At 41.4% G+C, this 21,740-nt stretch carries 19 protein-coding genes and 2 pseudogenes; 20 read left to right on the top strand and 1 reads right to left on the bottom strand.

Annotated features, from left to right (window positions below; genetic code table 11):
* Nucleotides 1-130 precede the first annotated feature (130 nt).
* From metE to queF, 17 genes and pseudogenes are all read left to right on the top strand, one after another.
* Nucleotides 131-2,365, top strand: a complete 2,235-nt coding sequence (gene metE / locus B3473_RS05480; RefSeq protein WP_235280704.1) for a 5-methyltetrahydropteroyltriglutamate--homocysteine S-methyltransferase — start codon at nucleotides 131-133, stop codon at nucleotides 2,363-2,365.
* Between the two features lie 13 nt (nucleotides 2,366-2,378).
* Nucleotides 2,379-4,235, top strand: coding sequence for a bifunctional homocysteine S-methyltransferase/methylenetetrahydrofolate reductase (locus tag B3473_RS05475; RefSeq protein ID WP_154454596.1), 1,857 nt, complete (start codon nucleotides 2,379-2,381; stop codon nucleotides 4,233-4,235).
* 86 nt (nucleotides 4,236-4,321) lie between these two features.
* Nucleotides 4,322-4,987, top strand: coding sequence for a glucosaminidase domain-containing protein (locus B3473_RS05470; protein WP_235280703.1), 666 nt, complete (start codon nucleotides 4,322-4,324; stop codon nucleotides 4,985-4,987).
* Nucleotides 4,988-5,613: 626 nt separating this feature from the next.
* Nucleotides 5,614-5,754, top strand: coding sequence for a hypothetical protein (locus tag B3473_RS05465; protein ID WP_168260630.1), 141 nt, complete (start codon nucleotides 5,614-5,616; stop codon nucleotides 5,752-5,754).
* Nucleotides 5,755-5,979: 225 nt separating this feature from the next.
* Nucleotides 5,980-6,516, top strand: coding sequence for a GNAT family N-acetyltransferase (locus B3473_RS05460; RefSeq protein ID WP_154454598.1), 537 nt, complete (start codon nucleotides 5,980-5,982; stop codon nucleotides 6,514-6,516).
* A gap of 70 nt (nucleotides 6,517-6,586) precedes the next feature.
* Complete coding sequence (locus tag B3473_RS05455; protein ID WP_264879522.1) at nucleotides 6,587-7,267, top strand: TMEM175 family protein; 681 nt, start codon at nucleotides 6,587-6,589, stop codon at nucleotides 7,265-7,267.
* A 99-nt stretch (nucleotides 7,268-7,366) separates the two neighbouring features.
* Nucleotides 7,367-7,747: a DUF1149 family protein gene (locus B3473_RS05450; protein ID WP_154454600.1), complete on the top strand. Its 381-nt coding sequence runs from the start codon at nucleotides 7,367-7,369 to the stop codon at nucleotides 7,745-7,747.
* A complete protein-coding gene (locus tag B3473_RS05445; RefSeq protein WP_154454601.1) occupies nucleotides 7,747-8,592 on the top strand; it encodes a DegV family protein in 846 nt (281 codons plus the stop codon). Before B3473_RS05450 ends, B3473_RS05445 begins: the two co-directional genes overlap by 1 nt.
* Nucleotides 8,593-8,620: 28 nt before the next feature.
* On the top strand, nucleotides 8,621-9,388 hold the full coding sequence (gene dapB / locus B3473_RS05440) for a 4-hydroxy-tetrahydrodipicolinate reductase (protein WP_235280700.1): 768 nt from the start codon (nucleotides 8,621-8,623) through the stop codon (nucleotides 9,386-9,388).
* Entirely contained in the window at nucleotides 9,385-10,590 is a 1,206-nt protein-coding gene (locus tag B3473_RS05435) for a CCA tRNA nucleotidyltransferase (RefSeq protein WP_154454603.1), read from the top strand. Before dapB ends, B3473_RS05435 begins: the two co-directional genes overlap by 4 nt.
* Complete coding sequence (locus B3473_RS05430; RefSeq protein ID WP_235280699.1) at nucleotides 10,587-12,458, top strand: ABC-F family ATP-binding cassette domain-containing protein; 1,872 nt, start codon at nucleotides 10,587-10,589, stop codon at nucleotides 12,456-12,458. Before B3473_RS05435 ends, B3473_RS05430 begins: the two co-directional genes overlap by 4 nt.
* A gap of 64 nt (nucleotides 12,459-12,522) precedes the next feature.
* Nucleotides 12,523-14,262 carry an ABC transporter ATP-binding protein gene (locus tag B3473_RS05425; RefSeq protein ID WP_293677831.1) on the top strand — a complete coding sequence of 580 codons (1,740 nt, stop codon included), beginning with the start codon at nucleotides 12,523-12,525 and terminating at the stop codon, nucleotides 14,260-14,262.
* A 2-nt stretch (nucleotides 14,263-14,264) separates the two neighbouring features.
* The gene (locus B3473_RS05420) at nucleotides 14,265-16,034 is read left to right on the top strand and encodes an ABC transporter ATP-binding protein (protein ID WP_293677830.1); all 1,770 of its coding nucleotides are present in this window, start codon (nucleotides 14,265-14,267) and stop codon (nucleotides 16,032-16,034) included.
* A 184-nt stretch (nucleotides 16,035-16,218) separates the two neighbouring features.
* Nucleotides 16,219-16,873, top strand: a pseudogene (gene queC, locus B3473_RS05415) (7-cyano-7-deazaguanine synthase QueC).
* The gene (gene queD / locus B3473_RS05410) at nucleotides 16,873-17,346 is read left to right on the top strand and encodes a 6-carboxytetrahydropterin synthase QueD (protein ID WP_154454610.1); all 474 of its coding nucleotides are present in this window, start codon (nucleotides 16,873-16,875) and stop codon (nucleotides 17,344-17,346) included. Before queC ends, queD begins: the two are co-directional and overlap by 1 nt.
* Nucleotides 17,312-18,025: a 7-carboxy-7-deazaguanine synthase QueE gene (gene queE, locus B3473_RS05405; protein ID WP_293677828.1), complete on the top strand. Its 714-nt coding sequence runs from the start codon at nucleotides 17,312-17,314 to the stop codon at nucleotides 18,023-18,025. Before queD ends, queE begins: the two co-directional genes overlap by 35 nt.
* Before the next feature lie 12 nt (nucleotides 18,026-18,037).
* Nucleotides 18,038-18,528 (top strand): annotated as a pseudogene (queF, locus tag B3473_RS05400) (preQ(1) synthase).
* A gap of 48 nt (nucleotides 18,529-18,576) precedes the next feature.
* On the opposite strand, the gene B3473_RS05395 reads toward queF, so the two are convergent.
* A complete protein-coding gene (locus tag B3473_RS05395; RefSeq protein WP_154454612.1) occupies nucleotides 18,577-19,074 on the bottom strand; it encodes an HdeD family acid-resistance protein in 498 nt (165 codons plus the stop codon).
* Between the two features lie 235 nt (nucleotides 19,075-19,309).
* Between B3473_RS05395 and gdhA the strand changes: the two genes are divergently transcribed.
* The 3 genes from gdhA (at nucleotide 19,310) to B3473_RS05380 (ending at nucleotide 21,738) form a co-directional block, all read left to right on the top strand.
* The gene (gene gdhA, locus B3473_RS05390; protein WP_293677826.1) at nucleotides 19,310-20,659 is read left to right on the top strand and encodes an NADP-specific glutamate dehydrogenase; all 1,350 of its coding nucleotides are present in this window, start codon (nucleotides 19,310-19,312) and stop codon (nucleotides 20,657-20,659) included.
* Between the two features lie 89 nt (nucleotides 20,660-20,748).
* Nucleotides 20,749-21,159: a peptide deformylase gene (locus B3473_RS05385; protein ID WP_293677825.1), complete on the top strand. Its 411-nt coding sequence runs from the start codon at nucleotides 20,749-20,751 to the stop codon at nucleotides 21,157-21,159.
* Nucleotides 21,160-21,303: 144 nt separating this feature from the next.
* Entirely contained in the window at nucleotides 21,304-21,738 is a 435-nt protein-coding gene (locus B3473_RS05380) for a MarR family winged helix-turn-helix transcriptional regulator (protein WP_235280696.1), read from the top strand.
* Nucleotides 21,739-21,740: the final 2 nt, after the last annotated feature.

Below are 21,740 nucleotides of genomic sequence, written 5' to 3'. Positions count from 1 at the left end.
AAAACTATACTAAAGCATAAAAAGATAGAATGGCTTAAAGTATTGAAAAAACTGTATTATCCGTTAGAATCTTAACTATCAAAAAAATAGAATGTATAGTTTAAAACTAATACGAAACCAGGAGGTTCTTATGGTAAAGATTTCAAATTTGGGGTATCCACGTCTAGGGGAAAATCGTGAGTGGAAAAAATTGATTGAGTCTTATTGGGCAGGTAAGGTTTCGCAAGAAGAGTTGCAGGCACAAGCCAAGGAATTGCGTTTGGCGTTTTTGAAAAAACAGGCTGATGCTGGTCTTGATTTGATTCCAGTGGGAGATTTCTCACTGTATGACCATATCTTGGATTTGTCAGTGCAATTTGGCGTGATTCCAAAGCGTTTCTCTGATGAGTACATCGATTTAGATTTGTATTTTGCGATTGCGCGTGGCAATCAAGACAATGTGGCTTCTTCAATGAAAAAATGGTTTAACACCAATTACCATTACATTGTGCCAGAGTGGTCTGGTGTTCAGCCGCATTTGACAAATACCCGTTTGTTGGACTTGTACTTGGAGGCCAGAGAAGTTATCGGCGACAAGGCGAAACCAGTCATCACAGGGCCAATTACCTATGTGGCCTTGTCATCAGAAGTCAGCGATTTTACCGCTGCTGTGAAAAAATTGTTGCCTTTATACAAACGAGTCTTTACAGAATTGGTGGAAGCAGGAGCGACTTACATCCAAGTGGATGAGCCCATTTTTGTGACTGATGAAGGCGATGACCTCCTAGAAGCAGCTAAATCGGTTTATGCTTATTTTGCCAAGGAAGTACCTGAGGCTAAACTCATTTTCCAAACTTATTTTGAAGCCTTGATTGATGCTAAGGAGTTATCACACTTGCCAGTGGCTGCATTTGGCCTTGATTTTGTGCATGGTTTGGAGGAAAATCTAGAAGCTGTTGACGCTGGTTATTTTGCTGATAAGGAAGTTTTTGCTGGTGTGGTTGACGGTCGTAACGTCTGGGCGAGTGATTTTGTCAAAACGTCAGAATTGCTAGCAAACCTTCAAGCTAAGGTTGGAAACTTTGTGATTCAGCCATCTTGTTCATTGCTTCATGTACCTGTAACCACTAAAAACGAAACAGAGTTAGAACCTGTTCTTAAAAATGGTTTGGCGTTTGCGGATGAAAAATTACAGGAAATTCAGTTATTGAGCCAACATGTGGAGGGTAAACCATCTGAGGCTTATGCCAAGCACGTTGCGGATTTTAATGCCTTGCAAGCTGCAGATTTCCGTAATGTGACCTTGGAAAACTTGGATGATGTGGTGACTGAGCGCGTGGATTACAAGGTTCGTCGTCAGGTGCAGCAAGATAAACTAGATTTGCCGATTTTGCCAACCACAACCATTGGTTCTTTCCCACAATCGCCTGAAGTTCGCCGTACGCGTTTGACTTGGAAACGTGGGGATATTTCAGATGCGGAATACGAAAACTTCATTCAATCTGAAATTGCGCGTTGGATTAAGATTCAAGAGGATTTGGATATTGATGTCTTGGTGCACGGTGAATTTGAGCGCGTGGACATGGTGGAATTCTTCGGCCAAAAATTAGCTGGTTTCACAACAACTGCGTATGGTTGGGTGCAATCTTATGGTTCACGTGCGGTTAAGCCACCAATTATCTATGGTGATGTTAAACACATTCAGCCATTGACGGTCAAGGAAACGGTTTATGCGCAAAGCCTGACAGATCGTCCAGTGAAAGGGATGCTAACTGGCCCAATCACTATTACCAACTGGTCATTTGAACGTTCAGATATTTCGCGTGCGGATTTGTTTAATCAAATTGGTTTGGCTATTAAAGATGAAATTAAGCTGCTTGAGGATGTTGGCATTGCTATTATTCAGGTGGATGAGGCTGCGCTTCGTGAAGGTTTGCCACTTCGTAAGAGCAAGCAACAAGCTTATTTGGACGATGCTGTTCACGCCTTCCACATCGCTACGTCATCAGTGAAAGATGAAACGCAGATTCACACGCATATGTGCTATTCAAAATTTAGTGAAATCATTGATTCTATTCGCGCTTTGGACGCTGATGTGATTTCTATTGAAACGAGTCGTAGCCACGGTGATGTGATTGAATCATTTGAAACAGCGGTCTATCCGCTTGGTATTGGTCTTGGGGTGTACGATATTCATTCGCCACGCGTTCCAACCAAAGAAGAAGTGATTGCCAATATTGAACGCCCATTGCGTCAATTGTCACTTGAACAATTCTGGGTTAACCCTGATTGTGGTTTGAAAACGCGCCGTGAACCTGAAACCATTTCCGCTCTTGAGATTTTGGTAGCAGCAACTAAAGAGGTTCGAGCAAAATACGGCAAATAAGAAGGGGGAGGCTATGTCACGATTATTAGAATGTTTAAAAACCGATATTCTAGTAGCGGATGGCGCTATGGGGACACTGCTTTATGCCAATGGTCTTGACAATTGCTACGAAGCCTATAATCTGACACACCCAGACAATATTTCTGCGATTCACCAAGCTTATTTGGAGGCGGGAGCAGATGTGATTCAAACCAATACTTATGCGGCGAAACGCCACCGTCTAAAAGGTTATGGCTATGATGAACAGGTTAAAGCCATCAACCAAGCTGGTGTTGAATTGGCACGAAAAGCAGCGGGCGAGGACGCTTTTGTCCTCGGAACCGTTGGTGCTCTCCGTGGTCTGAAACAATGTGATTTAACGCTTGATGAAATCATTGAAGAAACCCTCGAACAAGTGGGTTACTTGTTAGAAACCAAGCAAATTGATGGTTTATTGTTTGAAACGTATTACGATGAAGAAGAAATCATCGAAGTGCTAAAAGCCGTTCGACCGCTAACAGACCTCCCGATTATCACCAATATCGCTCTTCATGAGGCGGGGATTACGGAAAATGGTCGCCCCTTGGTGGAATTATTGGGGACTTTGGTCATGCTGGGAGCGGATATTGTTGGCTTAAATTGCCACCTTGGTCCCTACCACATGATTAAATCCCTCAAGCAAGTGCCCTTATTTGCCCAGTCCTATTTGTCGGTTTATCCCAATGCCAGCCTGCTATCTTTTGAGGATGATAATGGCAGCGGTCATTATGGTTTTAGTCAGAATGCGGATTATTTTGGTAAAAGTGCAGAGCTTCTTGTGGCAGAAGGGGCACGCCTGATTGGAGGGTGTTGTGGGACAACACCAGACCATATCAGAGCTGTCAAGTGTGCCATTAAAGGTCTAAAACCTGTCGAGAAGAAATTTGTCACGCCGATGGTGGAAGAGGCAGAGCTTATCAAAAGGGTCAAATCATCAGAAACCTTGGTAGATAGGGTCAAACGAGAAGTGACTATTATTGCTGAACTTGACCCTCCCAAAACGCTTGACATCAGCAAGTTCACAGCAGGGGTCAAGGCTTTGGATGCGGCATGTATTTCGGCCATTACCTTGGCGGATAACTCCCTAGCCAAAACCCGCATTTGCAATGTCAGCTTAGCTTCATTGTTGAAAAATGAAATTGCTACACCTTTTCTGTTGCACCTATCCTGTCGTGACCACAATATGATTGGCTTGCAGTCGCGTTTGTTGGGAATGAATGTGCTAGGATTTGATAATGTGTTAGCCATTACAGGGGACCCGTCTAAAATTGGCGATTTTCCTGGAGCGACTAGCGTTTATGATGCCACCAGTTTTAAATTACTAGAGCTAATTCAGCAATTGAACCATGGGCAAGGTTACAGTGGTGCTAGTGTTAAGAAAGCAACCAATTTCACAGCAGCAGCGGCGTTCAATCCCAATGTCAAAAATTTGTCGCGTTGCGGACGCTTGATTGAGCGAAAAATCGCGTCTGGTGCTGATTATTTCATCACACAACCCATTTTCAATGCCGATATTTTTGAAGAATTGGCTGATTTGACAAAAGACTATGAAACGCCTTTCTTTGTCGGTATCATGCCCATTACCAGCTACAATAATGCGATTTTCTTGCACAATGAGGTTCCAGGTATTCAATTGTCAGAAGCATTTTTAGCTAAATTAGAAGCGGTGAAAGGCGACAAGGAAACGTGTCAACAACTTGCTTTGGAAGAGAGCAAACGCTTGATTGACCGAGCCTTAGAACACTTTAATGGCATTTACTTGATTACGCCATTTATGCGTTATGATTTGACGGTAGAGTTGGTTGATTACATTCATCAAAAAGTGGAGCAAAAGCAGTTAGTCATATCGTAAAAAGAAAGTCAAAAGGCTTTCTTTTTTTGTCTTTTTTAAAGGAGTTTTGATATACTGGTATCTAGTTTTGAGAAAGGGGGAGAGTCATGGCAAAAAAAGCGAGAAAATACCCAAGCCAAAAGCGCAGAAAAAAACGACGTCGCAAACGTCGCTCATCAAAAATGCCAAAGGGTTTGCTAAAAACGGCCATTGCTTTGGCAGCTCTATTTAGTGCGGTCTTTTTTGGACAGCGGTATTATCAAGAACTGCATCGCATAGCCATTGCGGATACGGCGAACTTAGAAACACCCAGCCAAGACACCCAGACTTTCATTCAAACCATTGGTGAAGATGCTCGCTACATTGCGGCTCAAAATGATTTGTATGCTTCTGTGATGATTGCGCAGGCCATTTTAGAGTCTAATAGTGGGCAATCCGCCCTCAGTCAAGCCCCAAATTACAACTTTTTTGGTATCAAGGGCGATTACAATGGCAAGTCCGTTACCATGCAAACTTGGGAAGATGACGGCAATGGCAATGCCTACACCATTGATGCCGCCTTTCGCTCTTATGATAATCCCATGGAATCTTTGGAAGATTATGCCCAATTTCTTCAAAAAAATATCTATGCAGGCGTCCGAAAATCCAATACCAATTCTTACCAAGATGCCACGGCAGCTTTAACAGGTGTCTATGCTACCGACACTTCCTACGGGGACAAGCTCAATCAAATCATCGAAGAATACCACCTCACTGACTACGATACCAATTAGCTTATAACCAAAAAAAGATTGACAAGACGCTAAAAACTTGAGATACTCAAAGAAATCATCGCTCTTGTCAATTTTTTTGAAAAATAAAAATGCCAAGTCTGTGATGAAATGGCAATGAAAGGAATTCAATATTAGCTGTCGTTTGTTGGTGCTAACGCAGGCAACAAAAAGAAACGAAAAAGCTAGAACGATTAAATCTTAAGTTAGGAATAATCTTATTAGTGTTGGATATCCTATACAAGATAATCGAGTTGCTTAAATGCTTCTAGAAACATGACAGGTGAGGTGAGAAACCTCACTCACTTGTCTTGTTATTTTAAGCTAAAAATGGTAATAATGCAAATGAAATTGAACAACTTAATCAAAGGTTTATTGATTGTAGATGTTGTTTTGACAGTGATTCTTATAGTGGCACAACTATTTTAAGAAAAATGAGTTAATAAACACTTAGAAAAAAGGAAACAAAAAAGTAGATTTAGCAATTTTACTGATAAAACTCGAGATTCTAAAAGAGATCATCAGTCTTGTCAAAATCTTCTTAAACAAATAATTTAACGCTAAGCGTGGGGAAAGTGCTTCACGACTTGGCTTTGGTTCTAGTATATCAAGTTAGGGATAAAAAAACAATGAAAAGATTTAAAACACTAGTCGTTATTTTGTTAGTCTTGCATGCTATGTTATCAGTTTTGCAAGGTTTTGACGTGTTAAGCACGATTGATTTAATCATCACAATCTTATTGGCCTACTTTGTTATGTCTTATGATTAGAACGCAGAGATGACATGACTAAGCGGTCAACGGCTCGTGGTTTTATTCGTAGTAATGCCACAAAAGAAGATTTGCTTGAATTGCAAGAACTTATCCAAGAAAATCTAAAAAGTTTTAACAGTTTTCCCTTGATTGCGAGGGTATTTTTTATGTGCGAAAAGTCATGTTATAATAAGTGATATGGACTTACGTTTGAAGCATGTAATGGAAAGGGATGGTGTTAGGATGAAGATTAGAAAAGCGACTGAAAATGATATCGATGCTGTGGAAAAGTTATACGATGCCATTCACACGGCTGAAGAAGAAAATAAACAAGACATTGGCTGGGTCAGAGGGATTTATCCTGTTCGTGCTACGGCAGAAGCAGCATTAAAACGAGAGGATTTATTTGTGCTTGAAGAAAATGGCACACTATATGGAACGGCCATCATAAACAAGCTACAAGTGGACATTTATAATCAAGGAAACTGGAAGCATAGGGTTTCTGATGAGCAAGTCTGTGTCCTGCACACCCTAGTTATTTCACCTGTAAGTGCAGGGAAGGGCTATGGCAAAGCCTTTCTTGAGTTTTATGAAAACTATGCGTTGGAGCAAGGTTGCATTGAACTTAGACTCGACACGAATGCCAAAAATGAAGTCGCTCAGGCCATGTATAAAAAGCATGGCTACACAGAAATCGGGATTGTTTCAACGGATTTCAATGGTATTTCGGAAGTTCAGTTAGTGTTGCTAGAAAAATATTTGGGAAACTCACGAGAGTAGAGGAATTTTTGTTTCACCTACCATCCTTTTCTTTTTTGTGTTAGAATAGGTAACAAAGAGGAAAAAGACAATGAAATTATTAAAAGACCGTTTTGATACCTTAAGCGATGCTATTATCGCGATTGTGATGACTATTTTAGTATTGGAAATTTCCATTCCATCCAGCATGAAGGGCTTGCCGCATTTGTTTGAGCAAGTTGCCTTGTTTTTGCTGAGTTTTATTATCATCATTAATTTTTGGTACCGCCGTTTTCAAGCCATGCGAGCAACGGACAAGACGACTTTTCGGACATTTTTGATGGACGTTATTGCCCACGCTATTTTGGCCCTTTTCCCATTAGCCACTAAAATGTTGGTTGAATTTGACGTCCGATGGGTTGGCATTCTCTTTTTTGGGGGCATTAATCTGCTGACTAGCGTTTTGGTCAATTGCATGACCTACGAATTAGCCATGAAGGCCGTGAAAAATTTACCTGATAAGGATGAAGAGGCCATTCAAATGTTCAACGATTGGCTTAATCGTAGAGCAATTGGTAGCCTAGTGGCAGATATTGTTCTGCTGGCTATTTCCCTTTGTTTCAACACAATCGGGGTTTACATTTACATTCTCATGCCACTTTTGGAATTTATCAGTAATTTCAGGCATGGGCGTGCCATGGAAACAGCTTACCAAGAAGGGCAAAGTTTCCAAGAAATCTTGAAACAACGGATGTCAGCTGACAAGAACCATTCGGCAAGCAGTAGCAATTAAAAGAGAGCAAGGCACGGACAAGAAGGTTCGTGCTTTCCTCTCTTTTAAAACTGCTCAAGATATGCTATAATGAAAATGATATGCAATGAGGAGACTATCATGGAATTAGTACGGGAAAAAGAATTCGTTAACCAATATCATTATGATGCTAGAAATTTAAAATGGGAAGAAAAAAATGGTACCCCAAAGACAAACTTTGAGGTTACTTTTCAATTAGTTAATAAAGATACCGAAAATAACCAGACATCTATTGTGGCTGTCTTGCAATTTATGGTTGTGAAGGAAGAATTTGTCATTAGTGGCGTAGTTTCACAAATGATTCACATCAAAAACCGTATTGTGAACGAGCCAAGTGAATTTGAAAGAGGAGAAGTTGAAACGTTAGCAGCGCCATTATTAGACATGGTTCAACGCTTAACCTACGAAGTCACTGAGATTGCTTTAGACCGTCCTGGAGTGAAATTGGAGTTTAGAAATTAATGAAATTAGCAGTTATTACTGATACAACCGCTGTCTTGTCGGATGATATCAAGCAAAAAGAAAATCTTTTTATCTTAGATATTCCTATTACGTTTGAAGGGGAAACCTATGTGGAAGGGAAAAACTTGAGCTTAGATGAGTTTTACCATCGCATGGCCCATTCTCCAACGCTGCCACACACAAGTCAGCCAAGTTTAGCCAAATTGGATGAGATTTTAACGCAGCTGGTTTCAGACGGTTATACACACGTGATTGGCTTGTTCTTATCTTCTGGTATCTCAGGCTTTTGGCAAAACATTCAATTTTTTATTGAAGACCACCCAGAACTGACGATTGCCTTTCCAGACAGTAAGATTACGTCAGCACCGCTTGGCTGCATGGTGAAGAACCTTTTAAAATGGGGAGAGGAAGAACTTGCTTTTGAGGCTATTTTAGAGAAATTGCAGCAACAAATTGATGGAACAGGTGCTTTTATCATGGTTGATGATTTGAATCACTTGGTAAAGGGCGGACGTTTGTCAAATGGTTCGGCTTTGATTGGTAATTTGTTGAGCATTAAGCCAATTCTCTACTTTAACGACGGCACTATCGAAGTGTTTGAAAAGGTGAGAACAGAGAAAAAAGCCATCAAGCGTCTTGTAGAAGTCTTGACAGAAAAGACAGCAAATGGTCAGTACGAAGTCTTTATTATCCATACGCGTGCTGAAGAAAAAGCGCAACATTTCTACCAAACCTTGTGTGACAATCATTTCGGCCACCAACTTGAAATTGTTGGTTTTGATGCTGTTATTGCGACTCACTTAGGTGAAGGTGCTGTTGCCTTTGGTTTCACGCCAATTGTTTAAAACGTTTTAATGTTAGGGGAGGACTATTTTGGAGATTAAAGTTATTGTTGCAGGTTTCAGAGGGAGAATGGGTTCTGCGGCTGTGAATATGGTCAAAGAAGATGAAGACCTTATCTTGTCAGCCTTGTTAGACCCATTTGCGAAGGACACTGAGGTAGATGGGGTGCCTGTTTTTACAGATAAATCACAGCTTATTGGCTTTGATGCGGATGTTTGGATTGACTTTACCACACCAGCCGTGGCTTATGACAATACCCGCTTTGCTTTAGAACATGGGTTTGCTCCTGTGGTTGGGACAACTGGATTTACAGAAGATGAAATCGTAGAATTGATTGCCCTGTCTGAAGACAAAAAAATCGGTGGTTTGATTGCGCCTAATTTTGCCATTGGAGCTATTTTGCTGATGGAATTCGCGGCTAAAGCAGCCAAATACTTCCCTGATCTTGAAATTATTGAGTTGCACCATGACAATAAAAAGGATGCACCGTCTGGAACAGCCATTAAAACGGCAGAATTGATTCGTGAAGTTCGCCAGCCTAAGCAACAAGGGGCAGCTGATGAGGTGGAAAGCCTTAAGGGTGCGCGTGGTGCTGAATTTGATGGCTTCCGCATTCACAGTGTGCGTCTACCTGGTTTGGTGGCGCATCAAGAAGTGATTTTTGGGGCTCAGGGCGAAGGATTGACCTTGCGTCATGATTCGTACGACCGCAAATCCTTCATGAGTGGTGTTAATATTGGAGTAAGAGCAGTTGTAAAACGAGATAAACTCGTTTATGGTTTGGAAAAATTATTATGAAATTAAATAATTTGCCTTCTGAATTTCAGGAGGCTTTACCTATCTTAAAGAAAATTCGTGAAGCTGGTTATGAGGCCTATTTTGTTGGAGGAAGTGTGCGTGATGCCCTCCTCAATCGTCCTATTCATGACGTGGATATTGCTACTAGTGCTTATCCTGAGGAAACCAAGACCATCTTTGCTAGGACGATTGATATCGGGATTGAGCATGGGACGGTCTTGGTATTAGAAGATAGTGGTGAATATGAAATCACCACCTTCCGAACAGAAGATGTCTATGTGGATTACCGCAGACCGAGCAGCGTTTCCTTTGTGCGTTCCTTGGAAGAAGATTTGAAACGCCGTGATTTTACAGTAAATGCCTTTGCCTTGAACGACGAAGGAAATGTGATTGATAAATTTGATGGTCTGGCTGACTTGAAAGCCAAGCTTTTGCGAGCAGTAGGAAACCCTGCTGAACGTTTTAACGAAGATGCTTTGCGCATCATGCGTGGTTTTCGTTTTGCAGCCAGCCTTGATTTTAACATTGAAGCAAATACCTTTGCTGCTATGGCCTCTCATGCACCTTTGCTTGAAAAAATTTCAGTAGAGCGCTCTTTTATTGAATTTGATAAGCTTTTGTTGGCACCGTTTTGGCGAAAAGGGATTACAGCTATGTTGGCCAGTCAGGCCCAAAAATACTTGCCACATTTGGAAGAAGCACATGAAAATCTACAAGGCTTGTTGGATCATTTGGCTGAGGACTATCATTTCAAAAGCTCTGAGCAAGCTTGGGCAGCTCTGCTATTGTCCCTAGACATTACCGATAGTCGTGCTTTCTTGAGATCTTGGAAAACGTCAACGCAGTTTCAGAAAGATGTTGAAACCATTGTGACTATTTACCGTGCGCGTTTGCAATCTTCTCTGGATAAAAAACAGGTTTATCGTTATGGAAAAGATTTGATTGAGCAGGCTGAGGATTTACGAATTGGGTTTGGCTTGCCAGTTGATATTGAGCGCATCGAGCGTTTGGACGAGGCATTGACTATTCATGACAAGCATGAAATTGTGGTTAATGGTAGCATTTTAATCAAAGAAATGGCTTATAAACCAGGACCAGACCTAGGACGTACCTTGAAACAGGTTGAGGACGCGATTGTACTAGGCGAGTTGGCCAACGATAAAGCAGCGATTCTGGAATGGATTAGAGAGGCGAGTAAATGAGTGACTTTATTGTAGAACATTTAACAAAATCAGTCGGTGACAAGACGGTTTTTCGTGATATTTCCTTTATCATGCACGATTATGACCGTATTGGGATTATTGGGGTCAATGGAACAGGTAAAACGACGCTGCTGGATGTGATTTCAGGTCGACTTGGTTTTGATGGAGATGTTTCTCCATTTTCAGCTAAAAATGGTTATAAAATCGCTTATTTGACCCAAGAACCTGATTTTGATGATAACAAAACGATTTTGGACACGGTGTTATCATCTGATTTGCGGGAAATGGCTTTGATTAAAACCTATGAGCAATTGATGGCAGACTATAACGAATCCAACCAAGCTCAGCTAGAAAAAGTCATGGCAGAAATGGATTCTCTTGATGCTTGGACCATTGAAAGCGAAGTCAAAACGGTCTTGACCAAGTTAGGCTTGCATGATTTGTCGCAAAAAGTCGGTGATTTGTCTGGTGGGCTCCGTCGCCGTGTGCAATTGGCTCAGGTCCTCTTGAATGATGCGGACTTATTGTTATTGGACGAACCAACCAACCACTTGGATATTGATACCATTGCTTGGTTGACGCAATTTCTGAAGAACAGCAAGAAAACCGTGCTCTTTATCACCCACGACCGCTATTTCTTGGATAATGTGGCAACGCGTATTCTTGAGTTGGCTGATAGTCAATTGACGGAATATCAGGGAAATTACCAAGATTATGTGCGCTTGCGTGCGGAGCAAGATGAGCGTGATGCAGCAACCTTGCATAAGAAAAAACAACTTTACAAGCAAGAATTAGCCTGGATGCGGACTCAGCCGCAAGCACGTGCAACCAAGCAACAAGCCCGTATCAATCGTTTTAATGACTTAAAAGCTGATTTATCAGGTACTAAGCAGTCCAGCGAAATGGAAATTCATTTTGAAACCAGCCGTATTGGTAAAAAGGTTATCGAATTTAAGGATGTTTCATTTGCTTACCCCAATAAACCAATTTTGCAGGACTTTAATTTGTTGGTGCAAAACAAGGACCGTATTGGGATTGTGGGTGACAATGGTGTTGGAAAGTCAACCTTACTCAACCTTATCAATGGTGATTTGCAGCCAACTAGCGGTCAACTGGACATTGGGGAAACCGTCCGAATTGGTTATTTCTCGCAATTGATAAAAGACATAGATGAGAATAAACGCGTGATTAACTACCTGCAAGAAGTAGCAGATGAGGTGAAAACGAGCGTTGGGACAACGAGCATCACGGAATTGCTGGAGCAATTTTTATTCCCTCGCTCAACACACGGAACCTTGATTTCAAAATTATCAGGTGGTGAAAAGAAGCGCTTGTATCTGCTTAAGATTTTGATTGAAAAGCCTAATGTCTTGTTACTTGACGAACCGACTAATGATCTTGATATTGCAACTTTGACTATTCTTGAAAATTTCTTACAAACATTTTCGGGACCTGTTATCACAGTGAGCCACGATCGCTACTTCCTTGACAAAGTAGCCAATAAAATTCTCGCTTTTGAAAATGGTCAAGTGCGTGCCTTTTTCGGTAATTACACCGATTATTTGGACGAAGAGGCTTTTGAAGAAAATGCAGCGACTGAGCAAGCTAAGAAGGCAGCTGCACCCAAAGCAGAAAAAGAAAAAACGAAGAAAAAACGCATGTCTTACTTTGAAAAACAAGAATGGGAAACCATCGAAGATGAGATTGCCAAATTAGAAGAAGACATCGAAACCATCGAAACTCAAATGCAAGAAAATGCCAGCGATTATGGCAAATTAGCAGAACTGCAACGCTCGCTAGATGCTGCCAATGAAACCTTGCTGGAAAAATACGAACGTTATGAGTATTTAAGTGACTTAGCCGAGTAAACGTTCATACGTTTGCTTGCTAGAGTGCTGTTGAAGGAAAAATAAAAGAGGAAGGATAAGAGCTATGAAACTCATCTGGACTTATTTGAAAAAATATCCCAAATGGCTTGTTTTGGACGTCTTTGGTGCCTTGGCATTTGTCTTGGTTAACCTTGGTTTGCCAACAGCCTTGGCGCGTATGATTGACCAAGGGATAACGGCAAACGACCGACAGCAAGTTTACTTTTGGGCAATGATTATGTTTGCGATTGTTGTTATTGGGGTGATTGGTAGAATTACCTTAGCTTATGCGGCTGGGAAAATCACGACAAACATGATTAAAGATATGCGTAATGATATGTATGACAAATTGCAAGAATATTCGCATTATGAGTACGAGCAAATTGGGGTGTCTTCGCTGGTGACTCGGATTACCAGTGACGCCTTTATTTTGATGCAGTTTGCTGAACAATCGTTGCGTATCGGGGTGGTGACACCTTTGATGATGATTTTCAGTGTGGCCATGATTTTAATCACCAGCCCATCTTTGGCTTGGATTGTCGCTGTTGCTATTCCCCTTTTGATTTTGGTTGTCTATTACGTTGCTGTTAAGACACGACCATTATCTGAAAAACAACAAGCAACGCTGGATAAAATCAACCAGTATGTTCGTGAAAACCTCACAGGCTTGCGTGTTATCCGCGCCTTTGCTCGTGAAGAATTCCAAGAAGAACGTTTTGACCAAAAAAACGAAGAATACAAGGATATTTCAAGTCGCTTGTTCAAGCTCACAGGTTTGACAGAACCTTTATTTGTGCAAATTATTGTTGCTATGATTGTGGCTATTGTGTGGTTTGCCCTTAATCCGCTTGGTAAAGGAAATCTACAAATTGGTGATTTGGTTGCCTTTATCGAGTACAGTTTCCATGCCTTGTTCTCTTTCTTGATGTTTGCTAATCTTTTTACCATGTATCCCAAAGTCGTGGTTTCTAGCGAACGGATCACAGAAGTGATGGATATGCCTATTTCGATCAATCCAAATGAAAATGGCGTGACAACAACTGATAAGAGAGGTTATTTAGAATTTGACAAGGTCACTTTTGCTTATCCTGGAGAAACCGAAAGCCCAGTACTAAAAGACATTTCCTTTAAAGCCAAGCCAGGTGAAACGGTTGCCTTTATTGGTTCGACAGGTTCTGGAAAATCATCCTTGGTTAATTTGATTCCACGTTTTTATGACGTGTCTTTGGGCCGTATTTTGGTGGATGGCGTGGACGTTCGCGATTACCAGCTCAAGGCCTTGCGTCAAAAAATCGGCTTCATTCCACAAAAAGCGCTGCTCTTTACAGGAACGATCGAGGAAAACCTTAAATATGGGAAAGTGGATGCCAGCACTTTTGAATTGCAAGAAGCGGCGGAAGTGGCTCAGGCGAAAGACTTCATCGAAAACAAGGACGAGCGTTACCAAACCCACCTTGCAGAAGGCGGAAGCAACTTGTCAGGTGGTCAAAAACAACGTTTGTCTATTGCGCGTGCGGTGGTCAAAAAACCAGATATTTACATCTTTGACGACTCTTTCTCTGCTTTGGACTATAAAACCGATGCGCAATTACGTGCACGCTTGAAAGAAGTCACGCAAGATGCGACAGTTTTGATTGTGGCACAACGTATCGGAACCATCATGGACGCAGACCACATCATTGTCTTGGATAATGGTGAAATTGTTGGACGTGGTACACACGATGAATTGATGAAAACCAATGACATTTATCGTGAAATTACCAATTCCCAACTGAAAAATATGGATGAAATGGGAGGAGAATAAGGATGAAACAACGTAATGCTTTTCTACGCTTGTGGGATTACCTTAGGCATTATAAAGGAGCGCTCTTTTTTGCCATCTTCCTAAAAGTGCTCAGTAGTGTGATGAGCGTGCTAGAACCTTTTGTTCTCGGTTTGGCTATCACCGAATTGACAGCTAACCTCATCGATATGGCAAAAGGGATTCCAGGTGCGCACATCAATACCACCTACATTGGCGTGATTTTGGTGCTCTACTTCCTGCGCGGCTTGCTTTACGAATTGGGCAGTTATGGGTCAAACTACTTTATGACCAATGCGGTGCAAAATAGTATCCGTGATTTGCGTCATGATTTGAGTGAAAAAATTAATAAAATCCCCGTTTCTTACTTTGATAATCAACAATTTGGGAATGTCTTGGGGCGTTTCACATCGGATATCGAAACCGTTTCAAATGCCCTTCAACAAAGTTTCTTGCAGATTATCAATGCCTTTTTAACCATTATTTTGGTTATTGCTATGGTGCTCTACCTCAACTGGCAATTGGCGATGATTGTGATTGTCATGATTCCAATCACTTATGTCAGTGCTCAGTTCATCTTGAAAAAATCGCAACCTTATTTCAAGAAACAAGCCGATGCTCTTGGTGATATGAATGGTTTTGTTCAAGAAAATCTAACAGGTTTTAATGTCTTGAAGTTGTACGGACGTGAAGAAATTTCAAGTGAGGAATTCCGTGAGATTACGCAAAACTTGCAAGAAGTCGGCTTTAAAGCCAGCTTTATTTCAGGGATAATGATGCCTGTGCTTAGTGCCATTTCAGATATGGCTTACTTGATTATCGCAGCAATTGGTGCCCTTCAAGTGCTTTCAGGAACTTTGACAATTGGTAATATGCAGGCCTTTGTGCAATACGTTTGGCAAGTTAGCCAACCCGTCCAAACCATCACTCAGCTAGCCAACGTTCTTCAAAGTGCCAAATCATCTTTAGACCGTATCTTTGAAGTGTTGGATGAACCTGATGAAGTGTCACAAGTCACAGAACATTTGACACATGATTTGACAGGACAAGTCAGCTTTGAAAATGTGTCTTTCCAATATGTTGCAGACAAGCCTTTGATTCAAAACTTTAATCTGGAGGTCAAACCAGGTGAAATGGTTGCCATCGTTGGTCCGACAGGTGCTGGTAAGACGACCTTGATTAACCTTTTGATGCGTTTTTACGATGTGACTGGTGGTTCTATCAAAATCGACGGGCATGATATTCGTAATCTCTCTCGTCAAGAATACCGCAAACAATTTGGAATGGTTTTGCAAGACGCTTGGCTCTACGAGGCTAGCATTAAGGAAAACCTTCGCTTTGGTAATTTAGAGGCGACGGATGAGGAAATTGTTGCGGCTGCCAAGGCTGCCAACGTTGACCATTTCATTCGGACCTTGCCAGGTGGCTACAACATGGAGATGAACCAAGAATCAACCAACGTTTCCTTGGGGCAAAAACAATTGTTGACCATTGCGCGTGCCTTGCTCGCTAACCCTAAAATTCTTATCTTGGACGAAGCGACTTCATCAGTTGATACACGCTTGGAATTGCTTATACAAAAAGCCATGACGAATTTGATGGAAGGACGCACTAGCTTTGTCATTGCCCACCGTTTGTCAACGATTCAAGAGGCTGATAAGATTTTGGTGTTAAATAACGGTCAAATTATCGAACAAGGAAACCATGAAAGCCTACTTGCCGCCAAAGGTTTCTACTATGACTTGTACAACAGTCAATTTAGCAAGAGCAGTTAATTGACAATCCCCATTGAATATCTGCTTGAAAGATGTTATCATAGATACTGTTATTATAACGATGTTTGGGAAAAGCCATCGCTAAAAAAAACCAGCTCTATGACTGATATTAGCGCTCCTATGGACTTTTTCATAGGGGCTTTTTTTGACCCAAATATCTTAGAAAAGATAGAGGAGAATGGACATGAAACGCCAATCAGCCCTTGTTGTTTTTAGTGGGGGGACAAGACTCCACCACTTGTTTATTTTGGGCACTAAAACACTACGAACACGTTGAAGCAGTAACCTTTAATTATGGTCAACGACACAGTTTAGAAATTGAAGTCGCAAAGCAGATTGCCAAAGAACAAGGGGTCAAGCACCACTTGTTGGATATGTCTTTGTTGGGACAATTAACAGAAAATGCGCTGACACGCGACATTGCAATTGAAAATCCTGAGGATGACCTGCCAAATACATTTGTGGATGGCAGAAATCATTTGTTCTTATCTTTTGCTGCAGTTCTTGCGAAAGGGCTTGGGATTACTGACATTGTGACAGGTGTTTGCGAAACGGATTTTTCAGGTTATCCTGATTGTCGCGATTCCTTTGTCAAATCCCTCAACGTGACCTTGAATTTGGCTATGGCTTATGATTTTGTTATTCAGACACCCTTGATGTGGCTGGATAAATCAGAAACCTGGGAATTGGCTGACCAACTAGGAAAATTTGAGTACGTGCGTGACCATACCTTGACTTGCTACAACGGTATCAAAGGTAGTGGTTGTGGGGAATGCCCAGCCTGCCACCTTCGCCAAGCAGGCCTAGAGCAATATCTGGCTAGAAGAGGTGAGGCTTAATGTTTCAAATACCAACAGAAGTAAAAACCCCAACGGGTGAATCTTTGGTTTATTGCCCTCGCCGTGTCTGCGTATCTAAAGAATTTACCTTTGATGCTGCCCATCATTTATTTGACTATGAGGGGAAATGCAAAGCCCTACACGGACATACCTATCACTTGCAAATAGCGGTATCAGGTTTTTTAGACCATCGTGGCATGGCGGTGGATTTTGGGGATTTGAAAGCCATTTACAAAACGCACTTGGAACCCTATCTCGACCACCGTTACCTCAACGAAAGTTTGCCTTACATGAACACAACAGCAGAAAACATGGTGTACTGGATTTTCAAACAAGTTCAGACCCATTTGCCGACAGAACGCGATATAAGACTAGAATCTGTGCGTCTGTATGAAACGCCAACCTCTTTTGCAGAATTTAGAAGGGAGTGGGATAAGGATGTCGAAACGACCGCTGACACTACCCATTCTTGAGATTTTTGGTCCCACCTTTCAAGGAGAGGGGCGAGCAATTGGGCAAAAGACCATGTTTGTGCGAACAGGAGGATGTGATTACCACTGTGCTTGGTGTGATTCTGCCTTTACTTGGGATGGTTCCGAAAAACCTAGACGCATGACGGCTGATGAAGTCATTGCTGCATTGGACCAACTGGGGCAATATGATTATGTGACCTTGTCAGGTGGTAATCCTTGCTTGCTGGCAGCCAATATGGCAGAATTGGTGGCTAAATTAAAAGCCAGAGGAGTGACCTTAGCTGTTGAAACGCAAGGTTCTCGCTGGCAAGATTGGTTAAAAGATATTAACCAAGTAACTCTGAGCCCAAAACCACCTTCAAGTCAGATGACTGTCCAATTGGACACCTTAGATTTTATTGTGTCACAACTAGACAAAGACCAAGTTACCTTTAAAATTCCTGTCTTTGATGAAGCCGATTTGGCTTTTGCCAAAGCCATTCAAAAACGTTACCAGCCTGATGTTTTGTATTTATCAGCAGGCAATCCCGAGCCAAACGCTAGTGGCAATATTGTGGAGCACCAATTGGTTCGTTTAAAGCAACTATGGGATAGTGTGGCCAAAGACCCAGATTGGCAAAGCGTATGCGTCTTGCCCCAATTACACACCTTATTATATGACAACCAACGAGGCGTTTAAAAAGGAGCTAACATGACAAAAACAGATGAAATGAAAGATTTAACCCTTTTGGCAATCAAAAAACAGACTACATTTACGAATACGACCCAAATATTTTGGAGGCTTTTGATAACCGCCATGTCGATAACGACTATTTTATCAAATTCAATTGCCCTGAATTCACGTCGCTGTGCCCTATGACTGGCCAGCCAGATTTTGCGACCATTTACTTTTCTTATATTCCTGACCAACGTTGCGTGGAATCAAAATCGCTGAAACTCTACCTATTTAGCTACCGCAATCATGGGGATTTTCATGAAAATTGCATCAATACCATTGGTAAGGATTTGATTGCGCTCTTGGAACCACGCTACCTTGAGGTTTGGGGAAAATTCACCCCACGTGGAGGCTTGTCGATTGACCCTTACTTTAATTATGGTAAACCAGGTACTAAGTATGAAAAAATGGTAGAGTACCGCTTGATGAATCACGACCTGTATCCTGAAACCATTGACAATCGTTAAAAACATAAAAAAAGAACCTACTAACAGGTTCTTTTTAAGTATTTGGGGCTAGATACGGAATGAAAAGGCAATGCCTGACGCGCCGACTGCCATGAGCAAAAGCCCAGTCAAACGTCCGATGAAAATCGCAGACAATGTTGGGTTAAAGAGTAGGAAAATACCAAGGAAGATAGCCAAAATCGCAGAGATTAGGAAACGATTGGCATCGTAAAAACCAGCTTTTCGCATTTGAATCCCACCGACCAAGCGAAGGAATCCACTAATTAAAATCCAATAAGCAGCAACCGTAACCACTACATTTGAGAGTGAAAAGGCAGAACTTGATAATAAAATAATCCCAAACACAATGGATAAGATGCTTTGCAACAAGTACCAAAATTGTCGTTCGACGCTATTGGTGTACATGATGAGGCTGGTTAACCCTGACATAAAGACCAAAAAAGCGATAATCCAACCAATCATAGCAGTTGTCGTAAAAGGACGGACAAAAAGCCAAATCCCAATCAGCAAGGCAATCACACCTGACCATAATGAAAGACGTTTCATAAAAGACCTCCTCGTTCGTTACCCTTATAGTACCATATTTTTAGCAAAAGGAAAAGGAAGCTGCTAAAGAATATCAACTATTTGCCAATCATTTGGATTTTCGGTGATTTTAAAGTCTCTTTTGTAAAGAGAATGCAAAAAAGAACGTAAATACTTGACAATAATTTTCAGAAAACTTTATAATATTCATATAGTCATTTTGTTTGATTATAATCTAAATTCCGGAGGAATAGATATGACAACAGGTAAAGCCTATGTAACAAGTGTCTTTGAAAAAGTCAAAGCACAAAATGCTCATGAACCAGAATTTTTGCAAGCCGTTGGAGAAGTGTTTGAATCACTTGTTCCCGTGTTTGATAAATATCCAAAATACATTGACGAAAATCTTCTCGAACGTTTGGTTGAACCAGAACGCATCATTTCATTCCGTGTGCCTTGGGTAGATGACAAAGGTCATGTTCAGGTTAACCGTGGTTACCGCGTGCAATTCTCATCAGCGATTGGTCCATACAAAGGTGGTCTTCGTTTCCACCCATCTGTTAACCAATCAATCATCAAATTCCTTGGTTTTGAACAAATCTTCAAAAACTCATTGACTGGCCAACCAATTGGTGGTGGTAAAGGTGGTTCAAACTTTGACCCTAAAGGAAAATCAGACAATGAAATCATGCGTTTCTGCCAAAGCTTCATGACAGAATTGAGCAAACACATTGGGGCTGATACAGATGTCCCTGCGGGTGATATCGGTGTTGGTGGACGTGAAATTGGTTACCTTTACGGTCAATACAAACGCCTTCGCAACGAATACACAGGTGTTCTAACAGGTAAAGGGTTGACTTACGGCGGTTCGCTTGCCCGTACAGAAGCGACTGGTTATGGTGCTGTTTACTTTGCAGAACAAATGTTGAAAGCACGTGGCGAAGATTTCGCTGGTAAAGTGGCTATCGTTTCAGGTTCTGGTAATGTAGCTATTTACGCGACTGAAAAACTGCAATCTCTTGGTGCTAAAGTCGTTGCCGTTTCAGATTCATCAGGTTACGTTTACGACCCAGAAGGTATTGACGTTGCTCTCTTGAAACAATTGAAAGAAGTCGAACGTGCTCGTATCGTTAAATACGCTGACGCTCGTCCAAGTGCTACTTTCACACCAGCAGGTGAAGGTTCAATTTGGTCAATCAAAGCTGACCTTGCTTTCCCATGTGCAACACAAAATGAAATTAACGAAGAAGACGCTAAAACCCTTGTTGCTAATGGCGTTATCGCTGTTACAGAAGGGGCTAATATGCCATCAACGCTTGAAGCTATCGAAGTCTTCCAAAAAGCAGGTGTGTCATTTGGTCCTGCCAAAGCAGCTAACGCTGGTGGTGTAGCCGTATCAGCGCTTGAAATGGCTCAAAACAGCCAACGCACAGCATGGTCATTTGAAGAAGTTGATGCCAAACTTTATGACATCATGAAAGGCATCTACGAAAACGTAGCAGCAGCAGCCAAAGAATTTGGTGCAGAAGGCGACCTTGTTGTTGGTGCCAACATCGCTGGTTTCCTTAAAGTGGCTGAAGCCATGTCAGCACAAGGTATCGTTTAATCAGACGATTCTACCTCTAAAGAGCTCACTTAGTGGGCTCTTTTTTTGGTATAATAATACTATCGGATAAAAGAACGATGGGAGAAAACATGATTAAAGAGATTGTAAAAGACACCTTTTTCTTGGCGCAAAAATCAGAAGACGCTACAAAAGACGATTTGTATTTAGCGCAGGACTTGCAAGATACCTTGGAAGCCAATCGTGATCAGTGTATCGGCATGGCAGCCAATATGATTGGCGTGATAAAGCGTGTGATTATTGTGAATATGGGAGTGGCAGATGTGGTGATGTTCAATCCCGTCTTGCTCAACAAATCCATTCCATTTGATACCAAAGAATCTTGCCTATCATTGTCTGGGGCTCGTCCGACACGTCGTTACCAAACCATCGAAGTGTCTTTCTTAGATAAGTACTGGCAACGTCAAACCTTGGCCTTAACAGGTTTACCAGCACAAATTTGCCAGCATGAGCTTGACCATTTGGAAGGGATTATCATCTAATAAGAAGGAGCGTGGAGCGCCATGCTCTTTTTTTCTGAAAAAATGTGAAAAAGCAACGTTTTCACTTGACAATGGTTTCCATGAGAACTATAATGTTGTTTGTTAATAAATCGTGCTTATAAATGCTTAGAAAGTGAGGAGACAATGCGCCCAAAAGATCCATTTTCACAATTTAGGGATTTTATTAATTTGATGGAAAATCGTGTCAATCATCTTGCTGCGGTGTACGGAATTGAAAAACTAGCTGGTCCACAAGGATTTGCGGTGATGTATCTTTGTGAGGATAAAGGAAAAGAAATCTTTATCAAAGACATTGAAAAGCGGTTAAACATTTCCAAATCAGTAACGAGTAACTTGATTAAACGTATGGAAAAAAATGGTTTTATCCAAGTGATTCCATCAAAAGTGGATAAGCGCTACAAACAAGTTGTTTTAACAGAATTAGGTGAATCAAAAGCGAAGGCTATCAAGGCATTTCACGATGAAATGCATGACCAAGTGTTAAAAGGGATTAGCCGAGAGGATTTGAGAACCTCTTTTCGCGTCTTTAAACAAGCTTTAAAAAATTTAGAAAAATAAGG

It is taken from the genome of Streptococcus sp. UBA632 (genome assembly GCF_002300045.1).
GTDB classification, from domain to species: Bacteria; Bacillota; Bacilli; order Lactobacillales; family Streptococcaceae; genus Streptococcus; species Streptococcus alactolyticus.
This window is presented reverse-complemented; position numbering and strand designations above follow the sequence as displayed.